11 protein-coding genes are annotated in these 10,802 nt (G+C 70.8%); 3 read left to right on the plus strand and 8 right to left on the minus strand.

The genetic code is table 11. From position 1 onward, the window contains the following. Positions 1 to 52: 52 nt before the first annotated feature. The 6 genes from ACZJYS_RS18930 to ACZJYS_RS18955 all read right to left on the minus strand — a co-directional run bounded on the left by ACZJYS_RS18930 (position 53) and on the right by ACZJYS_RS18955 (position 6,400). On the minus strand, positions 53 to 1,141 hold the full coding sequence (locus tag ACZJYS_RS18930) for a malate/lactate/ureidoglycolate dehydrogenase (RefSeq protein WP_493179930.1): 1,089 nt from the start codon (positions 1,139 to 1,141) through the stop codon (positions 53 to 55). An 88-nt stretch (positions 1,142 to 1,229) separates the two neighbouring features. After that, positions 1,230 to 1,985: an SDR family oxidoreductase gene (locus ACZJYS_RS18935; RefSeq protein WP_493179931.1), complete on the minus strand. Its 756-nt coding sequence runs from the start codon at positions 1,983 to 1,985 to the stop codon at positions 1,230 to 1,232. 16 nt (positions 1,986 to 2,001) lie between these two features. Further along, on the minus strand, positions 2,002 to 3,102 hold the full coding sequence (locus ACZJYS_RS18940) for an ABC transporter ATP-binding protein (protein ID WP_493179932.1): 1,101 nt from the start codon (positions 3,100 to 3,102) through the stop codon (positions 2,002 to 2,004). Positions 3,103 to 3,118: 16 nt separating this feature from the next. Next, the gene (locus tag ACZJYS_RS18945) at positions 3,119 to 4,012 is read right to left on the minus strand and encodes a carbohydrate ABC transporter permease (RefSeq protein WP_109517904.1); all 894 of its coding nucleotides are present in this window, start codon (positions 4,010 to 4,012) and stop codon (positions 3,119 to 3,121) included. 1 nt (position 4,013) lies between these two features. Continuing rightward, positions 4,014 to 4,952, minus strand: coding sequence for a carbohydrate ABC transporter permease (locus tag ACZJYS_RS18950; protein WP_109517903.1), 939 nt, complete (start codon positions 4,950 to 4,952; stop codon positions 4,014 to 4,016). A 92-nt stretch (positions 4,953 to 5,044) separates the two neighbouring features. Continuing rightward, complete coding sequence (locus ACZJYS_RS18955) at positions 5,045 to 6,400, minus strand: ABC transporter substrate-binding protein (RefSeq protein ID WP_109517902.1); 1,356 nt, start codon at positions 6,398 to 6,400, stop codon at positions 5,045 to 5,047. Positions 6,401 to 6,558: 158 nt separating this feature from the next. Here ACZJYS_RS18955 and ACZJYS_RS18960 point away from each other — a divergent pair, with 158 nt between their 5' ends. From ACZJYS_RS18960 to ACZJYS_RS18970, 3 genes are read left to right on the plus strand one after another with little or no spacing between them, the layout of a single operon-like run. Then, complete coding sequence (locus tag ACZJYS_RS18960) at positions 6,559 to 7,674, plus strand: NAD(P)/FAD-dependent oxidoreductase (protein WP_493179933.1); 1,116 nt, start codon at positions 6,559 to 6,561, stop codon at positions 7,672 to 7,674. After that, the gene (locus tag ACZJYS_RS18965; protein WP_109517900.1) at positions 7,671 to 8,675 is read left to right on the plus strand and encodes a threonine ammonia-lyase; all 1,005 of its coding nucleotides are present in this window, start codon (positions 7,671 to 7,673) and stop codon (positions 8,673 to 8,675) included. The genes ACZJYS_RS18960 and ACZJYS_RS18965 overlap by 4 nt, the downstream gene beginning before the upstream one ends. Continuing rightward, positions 8,672 to 9,292, plus strand: a complete 621-nt coding sequence (locus ACZJYS_RS18970; RefSeq protein ID WP_493179934.1) for a DUF1345 domain-containing protein — start codon at positions 8,672 to 8,674, stop codon at positions 9,290 to 9,292. Before ACZJYS_RS18965 ends, ACZJYS_RS18970 begins: the two co-directional genes overlap by 4 nt. A gap of 38 nt (positions 9,293 to 9,330) precedes the next feature. Here the strand turns inward: ACZJYS_RS18970 and ACZJYS_RS18975 are convergent, their stop codons facing one another. After that, entirely contained in the window at positions 9,331 to 9,492 is a 162-nt protein-coding gene (locus ACZJYS_RS18975) for a hypothetical protein (RefSeq protein WP_181378196.1), read from the minus strand. Positions 9,493 to 9,520: 28 nt separating this feature from the next. Beyond that, positions 9,521 to 10,802 (minus strand): isocitrate lyase (gene aceA / locus ACZJYS_RS18980; protein WP_493179935.1); only part of this gene is annotated, 1,282 nt, incomplete at its 5' end.

Raw genomic sequence — 10,802 nt, forward strand, 5'->3', positions numbered from 1 at the left:
CGCCGGCTTCGTGGAAAGTTCGGGGGCCGCGGCGCGCCGGCCCCCGCTTCCATCAGGCCGGGGCGGCGATGCCGAGCGAGGCGGCGGTCTGCAGCAGGCCGGTCCAGGTGTCGGGCTGCAGCGGCACGCCGCGGGCCAGGCGCTCGGCGCGGGTGCGGGCCTCCGGCTCGCCGGGCAGCAGCACGGGCTGGCCGGGCTTCGCCGGGCGGCTCGAGGCCACCCACTCCACATAGGCCTGGCCCATCTCCTGGAAGGCCGCCTCGGTGCCGAAATGCGCCGGCGAGAGGTAGATGGAGAGCATGCCGTTGGTGATGCGCCCGCGCCCCTCCACCGGGCCGGAGGTGCCGCCGGCGGTGAAGGCGCCGGCCAGCAGCTCGCACATCAGCGCGAGGCCCGAGCCCTTGTGCTCGCCGAAGGCGCGGATGGCGCCGGCGCCGCCCGCCGGGTTGCGCGGGCCGATCGGCGGATAGTCGCCATACAGGGTGTGCGGGTCGCCCGAGAGGGTGCCGTCCGGCTCGATCAGCGCGTCCTTCGGCAGCGCCTTGCCGCCATTGGAGGCGACCAGCACCTTGCCCTCGGCCACATGCGAGGTGGCGAAGTCCAGCACCACCGGGCGGCCCTGCAACGGCGCGCCGATGGCGATGGGGGCGGTGGAGAAGCGCCGCTCGACGCCGCCGAAGGGCGCCACCAGCACGGAGCCCGCCACGTTGACGAGGTGGATGGAGATGAGCCCCTCCGCCAGCGCCATCTCGGCATAGTGGCCGATGCGGCCGACATGCCCGGCGTTGCGCAGCGCGATGACGGCGGCGCCGTGCTGCCTGGCGCGGGCGATGCCCATCTCGGCCGCCTGCCGCGCCACGGTCTGGCCAAAGCCGAAATCGGCGTCGAGCAGGGCGAAGGCGCCGCCATCGGTCACGATTCGCGGGGTGCGGCCGAAATGCACATGCCCCGCCTGGTGCCACTCGATGTAGCGCGGCACCCGCACCACGCCGTGGCTATCATGCCCGGCGAGGTTGGCGCCGAGCAGGTGGTGGGCGATGCCCGCCGCCTCCTCCGCCCCGCTGCCGGCGGCGACGAAGATGTCGCGCACCAGGGTCTCCAGGGTTTTGGCATCGATCAGCACGGGGGGATGGGCGTCCATGGGGCGTTCCTGCACGTTTCTTGGTGCGTGCAGCATGGCGCACGGGGCGCGCTTGGCAAGCCATGCCGCGCGCGCCCCGCCTCCGCCGTCACGGCATCGCCGCCACCTTCTGCGCCTGCGCCGCCTGGAAGCGGTTCCAGGTGGGGGTCACCAGCATCTCGTTGATGCAGACCCGCTCCGGCATGGTGGCGACGAACAGCACGGCCTGCGCGATGTCCTCCGGCTGCAGCATCCGCGCCCGCTCCTCGGCCGGCACCGGCTCGGGGCGGAAGTCGAGGATGGGGGTCACCACCTCGCCCGGGCAGATGCAGGTGGAGCGGATGTTGTGGATGCCGTTCTCGGCGTTCAGCGAGGCGGAGAGAGCGACGAAGCCGCTCTTGGCCGCGATGTAGCCGGGGCCGGAGACGGCGGAGACGCCCTTGCCGGCCATCGAGGCGATCTGCACGATCAGCCCGCCGCCCTGCGCCTTCATCCCCGGCAGCACCGCCAGGCTGGTGAGGAAGGGCGCGCGCAGGTTGCCATCGACCAGCGTGCCGACATCGCCGGCCGAGAGCTGGTGCCAGTGGCGGCGCGGCACGTTGACGCCGGCATTGTTCACCAGCAGGCCGATGCCGCCCAGCGCCCCGGCCACCGCGGCGGTGGCCTTCTCCACGGCGGCGGCGTCGGTGAGGTCGGCGGTGACGATGTGCGACTCGGTGCCCGCCGGCAGCAGCGCCGCCGTCTCCTCCAGCGGCGCGCGGCGCCGCCCGGTGAGCGCCAGCCGCCAGCCGGCCCCCGCCAGCGCCACCGCGACGGCGCGCCCGATGCCGGTGCCAGCCCCTGTCACCCAGGCGGTCTTGTTCATGCCTCGCTCCCTGACGTCAGAGGACCCGTCCCGATTGCGGGTCCAGGATGTGCATGTTGCTCATGTCCACGGCCATCGGCAAAGGCTGGCCGGGCGCGGCGGGGGCCAGGGGGTCGACGCGGCCGCAGATCTCGGCGCCCGCCATCTTGAAGTGCACCAGGGTCTCCATGCCCATCGGCTCGGTCACCTCGGGCGTCGCGGTCATCGGCGCGAAATGCGGGCGGTCGAGGTTCTTGGCCTCGGTCAGGTGCTCGGGGCGGATGCCGAACAGGATCTCCCGGCCGGCGAGGTTCTGGTAGCGCGCGGTGCGCTCGGCCGGCACGGGCAGCACGATGTCGTTCGGCAGGTGGACGCGCAGCGCGCCGGCGCCGTTCTCCAGCCGGCCGGGGATGAAGTTCATCGCCGGGCTGCCGATGAAGCCGGCGACGAAGCGCGTCTTGGGGTCGTGGTACAGCTCCTGCGGCGAGCCGACCTGCTCGATGATGCCGCCATTCATCACCACCACGCGGTCGGCCAGCGTCATCGCCTCCACCTGGTCGTGGGTGACGTAGACGGTGGTGGTGCGCACCGTCTGGTGCACCTTCTTGATCTCGGTGCGCATCTGCACGCGCAGCTTGGCGTCGAGGTTGGAAAGTGGTTCGTCGAACAGGAACACCTTCGGGTCGCGCACGATGGCGCGGCCCATGGCGACGCGCTGCCGCTGGCCGCCCGAGAGCGCCTTCGGCTTGCGCTCCAGCAGCGGCGTGATGTCGAGGATGCGGGCCGCGTTGTCGACGCGCCGCTTGATCTCCTCCTTCGGGAACTTCCGCAGCATCAGCCCGAAGGCCATGTTGTCGAACACCGTCATGTGCGGGTAGAGCGCGTAGTTCTGGAACACCATGGCGATGTCGCGGTCGCGCGGCGGCACGTCGTTGATGACCTTGCCGCCGATGGCGATCTCGCCATCCGAGATCTCCTCGAGCCCCGCGATCATCCGCAGCGTGGTGGACTTGCCGCAGCCGGAGGGGCCGACCAGCACCACGAACTCGTGGTCCGCGATGTCGAGGTCGATGCCCTTCACGGCCTGCACGCCACCCTCATAGGCCTTCACCACCTTGCGGAGCGATACCTGCGCCATTCTTCGTTCTCCTCCCTCAGCCCTTGGTGGCGCCGGCCGTCAGGCCCGCGATGTAGTAGTCCATCAGGAATGCGTAGACGAGCAGCGGCGGCAGCGCGGCCATCAGCGCGCCGGCCATGATCTTGCCCCACTGGAAGGTGTCCGCCCGGATCAGGTCGGAGACGATGCCGACCGTCAGCACCATCTGGTCCGAGGAGACCAGGAAGGCGATCGGGTAGATGAAGGCCGCCCAGCTCACCGTGAAGGCGAAGATCATCGCCGCCAGGATGCCCGGCAGCGCCACGGGGATGAAGATCTTCCACAGCATCTGCAAATGCCCGGCGCCGTCGATCAGCGCCGCCTCGTCCAGCTCCTTCGGGATGGAGGCGAAGTAGCCGATCATGATCCAGGTGCAGAAGGGCACCGTCAGCGTCGGGAAGATCAGCACCATGGCCCACATGTTGTTGTACAGGCCAAGGCTACCGATGATCTGGAACATCGGGATGAAGAGCAGCGTCTCCGGCACCAGGTAGGTGAGGAAGACACCGGTGGCGAGGGTGGCGCTGCCCCAGAACTTCATCCGCGCCAGGGCGAAGGCCGCCATCACCGAGATGATCATGCTGATGACGACAGTGCAGGTGGTGACGATGACCGAGTTGCGGAAATGGATCAGGTAGTTCCCCTCGGTCAGCAGCTCCCAGTAGTTCTGCAGCGTCGGCGCCGAGACGATCCAGGGGTTGCCCGAGAGGTCGGCGATCTCGGCCGAGCTCTTCAGGCTGGTCATCAGCATGTGGAAGGGCGGGATCATGAAGAACAGCACGAAGACGGCCAGCGCGATGTAGGCGCCGATCAGCGCCCAGCGCCGTTCCCGCTTCAGGCTGCCATGCTTGATCTCGGCGGGGACGAAGGGTGTCGCGGTGGTGCTGCTCATCTCACGCCATCTCCTTCGAGCGCTTGTTGACGCCGCGCAGCGTGAAGATCGCGAAGACCGCCAGCAGCGGGAACATGAACAGGCTCACCGAGGCGCCGAGCGGGATGTCGCCCGACTGGATGCCGACCTGGAAGGCGTAGGTGGCGAAGACATGCGTGGTGTCCTGCGGCCCGCCATTGGTCAGGATGCGGACGATGTCGAAATTGGCGAAGGTGACGATCAGGCTGAACAGCACGGTGATCGAGATGATGTTGCGCATCATCGGGAAGGTCACGTAGCGCAGCTTCTGCCAGCCGCTCGCGCCGTCGATCGCCGCCGCCTCGTAGAGCTGGTCGGGCACCGACTTCAGCGCCGCGAGGTACATGATCATGAAGAAGGGCGAGCCGTACCAGACATTGACCAGGATCACCGAGAAGCGTGCCCAGCCGGCCTGGCCGAGCCACGGCACCGGGTCCACGCCGATGCCCATCAGCGCCCAGTTGAAGGCGGAGTAGGACGGGTCGAACAGCCACCACCAGGCCAGCGTCGAGATGGCGGGCGGGATCACCCAGGGCACCAGCAGCATGCCGCGCCATTTCCGCTGCCCCTTGGAGGGGAGGGCGTGCAGCACATGCGCCAGGACAAAGCCGATCAGCGCCTTCAGCAGCACCGCCGAGACGGCGAACAGCACCGACTGGAACACCACGTTCCAGAAGGTCTCGCGCCCCAGCAGGAAGGTGAAGTTCTCCCAGCCGATGAAGCGCGTCATGCGCTTGTTCAGCATGGAGAGGTAGAGCGCGTAGAGGAACGGATAGACCACCAGCCCGAGGATCAGCAGGATCAGCGGCAGCGTCAGCAGGAAGGCGACGGTGGAATTCCGGCGCGACAGGCGCTTCAACGCGCCGCCGCGCGGTGGCGCGGCGGCCGGAGCGGCCGGTACGGAGAGCGTGCCTTGGGACATCCCAGACTCCCTCGCGGTTGCGGGAGATGATGCGGGGCGCGCGGGCCGCTGCCGGCCCACGCGCCCCCTTCAGCCTATGGCCGGCGCGGCCATCAGCCGCGCTTGAAGCCTTCGATCTCGCGTTCCGCCCAGGCGATGGCGCGGTCCGGCGTCTCGTTGTTCTGCACCACGCGGGCGATCATCTTCGCCTGGATGCCCTGGTTGTACATCTGCACCGCGATCTCCGGCGGCGCCGGGTAGCAGGCGATGAACTGCTGCGAGTTGTGGTGCGGCTTGACCGGGTAGTTGTAGACCACGCCCGGCGGCGGGCCCTCCGTCTCCCAGGTCTTGAAGTCGGTCATGCTGGTGAAGGGCGGGATGTCGTAGCCGTTGCTGGCCTTGACCATCAGCTCCGCCTGCTCGCGCTGGCTGAGGTATTCCACCAGCGCCTTCGCCGCGCCCTTGTTGCGGCTGAAGCTCCAGACGCCCCAGAAATACGGCAGGTAGGGGGTGAAGCGCCCCTGCGCGCCCGCCGGGGCGGGGAAGCTCCAGCACTGCTCGGCCACCTGCGGCGCGTCGCGCTTGGCCACCGCCCAGGCGGAGGGCGGGTTGAAGATCAGCGCCGACTTGCCGGAGATCAGCGCCCGGTTGTTCGAGGCGTCGTCCCAGGAGAACACGTCGCCCGGCAGGAAGGTGCAGAGCTGCTTGGCGTATTCCAGCACCTTCCGCACATTGTCGGACTTGGCGGTGATGTCACCCTTGCTGTTCACCAGCTCGGCGCCGAAGGAGCGGAACAGGCTGCCGATCCAGTCCGTCGCGTCGGTGAACTGGCCGATCGGCAGGCCGAAGGAGAAGCCCGCCTTGTGGCTGGCTTCCGCCGCCTTCAGGAAGGTGTCCCAGTTCCAGTTGCCGGCGGTGCTGCCGGGGTTGGCGTTGGCCGGGAACATCGCCTGGATGTCGATGCCCGCATGCTGCTTCAGCAGGTCCATGCGGCCGAGCGCCGGCTTGTTCTGGCTGCCGGAGATGGCCGGCACGGCGCGCCACTTGCCCTCCACCTTCGCCAGGTATTCGACGATCGGGTTCAGCGCGCCGTATTTCCCGCTGAGCCGGCCCATGATGTCGTCCATGGGTTCCAGCAGCTCGGACTTGGCATGCACCTCCCAGGTGGGGAAGGAGAGCATGTCATGGCCCTGCTTCGCCTGGCTCTCGGCGGCGATGGTCAGCAGGTTCTTGTTGCCGACCGAGGTGATGAAGTCGAGCTGGATCTCGACCTTGTTCTTCTGCCCCCAGTCCATGACGATGCGGCGCATCTCGTCATTGCCGGCGGGAACCCAGTGGTCCCACAGGCCGAGGGCCAGCCGTCCGCCGGACGTCTGGCCATGCACATTCACCAGGGGGAGAGCGCTGGCCGCGGCGCCCAGCGCGCCCGCGCGCAGCACACCGCGACGGGTAAACCCGTTGCCTTCCATTCGGTAACCTCCTTGCAAGGACGGCTTCCGCCGCCACGGGCCTTATGGCCACTCGTTGCGGGAGGGAGGTTAGGCGGTGGTGGCGCGTCCTTGCAACGTTTCCTGCATCGCCGCGCGCCGCCTTGCCGGCATTTCATCGCGCAACCAGGATGCGCGCCATGCAGACCGAACGCTTCGAGGCCATCGTCATCGGCGCCGGCATGGCGGGCGCCACCGCCGCGGCGCATCTCTCCGCCACCCGCCGCGTGGCGCTGCTGGAGGCGGAGGAGAGCGCCGGCTACCACACCACCGGCCGCTCCGCCGCGCTGTGGGAGCCGAACTGGGGCAACCCGGATGTGCGCGCGCTGACCCGCGCCTCCCGCGCCTTCCTCGAGTCACCGCCGCCCGGCTTCGGCGCGCCGCTGGTGCGGCCGCGCGGGGCGCTGCACCTAGCGCCGGCGGAGCAGGTGCCGGCGCTGGAGCGGGCGCTGGCCGAATGCCCGGATTTCCGCCCCCTCACGCCGGAGGCGGCGCGCGCCCTGGTTCCCGCCCTGCGCCCCGGCTACGCCGCCGCCGCGGCGCTGGAGCCGGATGTGCTGGATATCGACGTGGCGGCGCTGCACCAGGGCTTCCTCGGCCAGCTCCGGCGTGCCGGGGGCGTGCTGGCGCTGCGCCGCCGCGCCGGCCGCGTCTGGAGGGAGGCCGGGCTGTGGCGGGCCGAGACCGCCACGGGCGAGATCTTCGCCGCGCCCGTGCTGGTCAACGCCGCCGGCGCCTGGGGCGACGCGGTGGCGCGCGCCGCCGGGCTGCGCCCGCTCGGCCTGCGGCCCCTGCGCCGCACCGCGCTGATCGTCGACCCCGCGCCCTGGGCGGTGGCGGAGTGGCCGCTGCTCGGCGATGTCGGCGCCAGCTGGTACGCCCGCGCCGAGGCGCGCGGCCGGCTGATGCTCTCCCCCGCCGACGAGACCGCCTGCGACCCCTGCGACGCGGCGCCGGAGGAGATGGACATCGCCATCGCCGTGGACCGGGCGGCGCAGGCGCTCGACATCGCGGTGCGCCGGGTGGAGCATGCCTGGGCCGGGCTGCGCAGCTTCCTGCCGGACCGCTCCCTGGCGATCGGCCCGGCCGAGGAGGCGGGCTTCTTCCACATGGTCGGGCAGGGGGGCTATGGCATCCAGACGGCGCCGGCCCAGGGCGCGCTGCTGGCCGCCCTGGTCAACGGCACCGACCCCGGGCCACTCTCCGCCATCCTGCCGCTGGTCGATCCGCGCCGCTGCCACGAGGTGACTGCATGAACGCCATCCTTCCGCCGCTTCCCACCCATGCCGACGTGCTGGCCGCCGCCGCGCGGCTGCGCGGCCGCGTGGTGCGCACGCCGATGCTGCGCCACCCGCTGCTGGACGAGATCGCCGGCGGCACGGTGCTGGTGAAGCCCGAGCCCTTGCAGCGCACCGGCAGCTTCAAGTTCCGCGGCGCCACCAACGCCGTGCTGAAGCTGACGCCGGAGCAGCGCGCGGCGGGGGTGGTGACGCATTCCTCCGGCAACCATGGCCAGGCCGTGGCCTGCGCCGCCGCCGCCGAGGGCGTGCGCGCGCTGATCGCGATGCCGCAGGACGCGCCTGCCATCAAGGTGGAGAGCACCCGCCGCTGGGGCCCCGAGATCACCTTCTTCGACCGCGCCACGACGGACCGCGAGGTGCTGGCGGCGCGGCTGGCCGGGGAGCGCGGCGCCACCGTTCTGCCGCCCTTCGACCACCCGGACGTCATCGCCGGCCAGGGCACGCTGGCGCTGGAGCTGGTGGAGGATGCGCGCGCCGCCGGGCACGAGCTGGAGGCGCTGGCGGTGTGCACCGGTGGCGGCGGCCTCATCGCCGGCTGCGCGCTGGCCATCGAGGGCGCCTCGCCCGGCACCGAGGTCTGGGCGGTGGAGCCGGAGGGGTGGGACGACACCGCCCGCTCGCTGGCCGCCGGCGAGCGGCTGGCCAATGACGGCCACGGCGCGCTGCTGTGCGACGCGCTGCTCTCCATGCGCCCCGGCGCGCTGACCTTCGCGGTGAACCAGGCACGGCTGAAGGCGGGCGTGGCGGTGAGCGAGGCGGAGGTGTTCCGCGCCATGCGCCTGGCCTTCGAGGCGCTGAAGATCGTGGTGGAGCCGGGCGGCGCGGTGGCGCTGGCGGCGGTGCTGGCGGGCAAGGTGCCGGCGCGCGGCCGCACGGTGGGGCTGGTGCTCTCCGGCGGCAATGTGGACCCGGCGGTGTTCGCGCGCGCCCTGTCAGCGAGCCCCATGGCGGCATGACGGGGCCGCTGCGCCGGCTGCGCATCAGCACCCTGTCGCTGCTGGCGGGGCTGGCGGGGGGCGGCGCGGCCTTCGGCTTCGGGCTGCACTGGCTGCACGCCGCCCTGGCCGGCTGGTGCGCGCTGGTGCTGGCGCATCTGGCGCTGCTGCTGCGCCGCCTCTGGTCCGCCGGGCCGGAGGCGATGCGCCGCCACGCCGAGATCACCGACGAGCGCCGCACCATGGTGCTGACGCTCTCGCTGCTCGCCGCCGCCACCTCGGTGGCGGGGGTGGGGCTCGACGTGGCGATGCGCCCGGGCGGCATCCCCGCCTTCGGCGTGGTGACGGTGGCGCTCTCCTGGCTCTACATCCACACGCTGTTCGCGCAGGACTATGCGCGGGAGTTCTACCTCACCGGCGGCGGCATCCGCTTCCATGGCGGCGCCGAGAATCCGGCCTTCTCCGAGTTCCTCTATCTCTCCATCGGCGTCGGCACGACCAATGGCGTGACGGATGTGGACACGCATTCGGCGCCGATCCGCCACATCGCCACGCTGCACAGCATCATCGCGTTCTTCTTCAACACGGTGATCATCGCCGGCACGGTCGGTATCGTCGGCGGCCTGCTCGGCGGATAGCGGCGGGCCGGGGGCGCTTCCTCCCCCGGCCCGGCCTCTCAGTGGCCCATCGTGTCGTCGCGGAAGGCCGTGCTCGGCGTCGGGATGGAGGCCGCCTCCGGTGGCCCCTTCAGCCCGTGCAGGGCGGGCGGGATGGCCGGCTCGGTCGCCCAGTTGTGGCTGTGCACCAGGCCGTCGTCGAAATCGTCGTCATGCGTCATGGTCGTGTTTCCCTGTGTCCTGCGTTGCTTACTTGGCCATTGCCGGCGCGTGCGCGGCGTCGTGACTATCGTCGTGGAACTGGGCCGTCTCGGTGCTGTGCGCCATGGCGGTGGTGCTGGCGGTGCCGCCCGAGGCGGCGGTGGCCACCGCGTCGAAATAGCTGACGCCCACCTCGCGCTGGTGGCGCGTGGCGGTGTAGCCCTCCGCCTCGGCGGCGAACTCGGCCTGCTGCAGCTCGGAATAGGCCGCCATGCCGCGCTCCTTGTAGCCGCGGGCGAGCCGGAACATGCCGTAGTTCAGCGAGTGGAAGCCGGCCAGCGTGATGAACTGGAACTTGTAGCCCATCTCCCCCAGCTCGCGCTGGAAGCGGGCCGCCGCCGCCTCGCCCATCTTGCGCTTCCAGTTGAAGCTGGGCGAGCAGTTGTAGGCCAGCAGCTTGCCGGGGAACTCGCGGTGGATGGCCTCGGCGAAGGCGCGGGCGTCGTCGAGGTCGGGGTCGGAGGTCTCCCACCACAGCAGGTCGGCATAGGGCGCGTAGGCCAGGCCGCGGGCGATGGCGTACTGCTTGCCCACGCCTGGCTTGATGCGGTGGAAGCCCTCGGCCGTGCGCTCGCCGCTGATGAAGGGGCGGTCCCGCTCATCGACATCGGCGGTGAGGAGCTGCGCGCTCTCGGCATCGGTGCGGCAGAGCAGCACGGTGGGCACGCCCTCCACATCGGCGGCGAGGCGCGCCGCGTTCAGCGTGCGGATGTGCTGGCTGATCGGCACCAGCACCTTGCCGCCGAGATGGCCGCACTTCTTCTCGCTGGCCAGCTGGTCCTCGAAATGCACGCCGGCGGCGCCGGCCTCGATCATGGCGCGGGTCAGCTCATAGGCGTTCAGCGCGCCGCCGAAGCCGGCCTCGGCATCGGCGATGATCGGCGCCATCCACGGGGTGTCGTCCTGCGCCTTGCCCTGCGCCGCCTCCATATGGGCGATCTGGTCGGCGCGGCGCAGCGCGGCGTTGATGCGCTTGATCACCTTCGGCACCGAATCCACCGGGTAGAGGGACTGGTCCGGGTACATCTCGCCGGCCGAATTGGCGTCCGCCGCCACCTGCCAGCCGGAGAGGTAGATGGCCTTCAGCCCCGCCTTCACCTGTTGCAGCGCCTGGTTGCCGGTGAGCGCGCCCAGCGTGTTCACATAGGGCTCGCTGTGCAGCAGCTGCCACAGGCGGCGGGCGCCCATCTCGGCCAGGGTGTGCTTCACCCGGAAGGAGCCGGCCAGCGCCTCGACCTCGGCCGGCGTGTAGTCGCGGCGGATGCCGGCG

The sequence above is a fragment of the Roseomonas sp. TS2 genome (genome assembly GCF_058833935.1).

Excerpts from the sequence above, each read along its gene's own strand:
- ACZJYS_RS18960 (WP_493179933.1), top strand. The coding sequence starts at position 6,559 with ATGCAGACCGAACGCTTCGAGGCCATCGTCATCGGCGCCGGCATGGCG.
- ACZJYS_RS18935 (WP_493179931.1), bottom strand. The coding sequence starts at position 1,985 with ATGAACAAGACCGCCTGGGTGACAGGGGCTGGCACCGGCATCGGGCGC.
- ACZJYS_RS18940 (WP_493179932.1), bottom strand. The coding sequence starts at position 3,102 with ATGGCGCAGGTATCGCTCCGCAAGGTGGTGAAGGCCTATGAGGGTGGC.
- ACZJYS_RS18965 (WP_109517900.1), top strand. The coding sequence starts at position 7,671 with ATGAACGCCATCCTTCCGCCGCTTCCCACCCATGCCGACGTGCTGGCC.
- ACZJYS_RS18975 (WP_181378196.1), bottom strand. The coding sequence starts at position 9,492 with ATGACGCATGACGACGATTTCGACGACGGCCTGGTGCACAGCCACAAC.
- ACZJYS_RS18970 (WP_493179934.1), top strand. The coding sequence starts at position 8,672 with ATGACGGGGCCGCTGCGCCGGCTGCGCATCAGCACCCTGTCGCTGCTG.
- ACZJYS_RS18950 (WP_109517903.1), bottom strand. The coding sequence starts at position 4,952 with ATGTCCCAAGGCACGCTCTCCGTACCGGCCGCTCCGGCCGCCGCGCCA.
- ACZJYS_RS18930 (WP_493179930.1), bottom strand. The coding sequence starts at position 1,141 with ATGGACGCCCATCCCCCCGTGCTGATCGATGCCAAAACCCTGGAGACC.
- ACZJYS_RS18955 (WP_109517902.1), bottom strand. The coding sequence starts at position 6,400 with ATGGAAGGCAACGGGTTTACCCGTCGCGGTGTGCTGCGCGCGGGCGCG.
- ACZJYS_RS18945 (WP_109517904.1), bottom strand. The coding sequence starts at position 4,012 with ATGAGCAGCACCACCGCGACACCCTTCGTCCCCGCCGAGATCAAGCAT.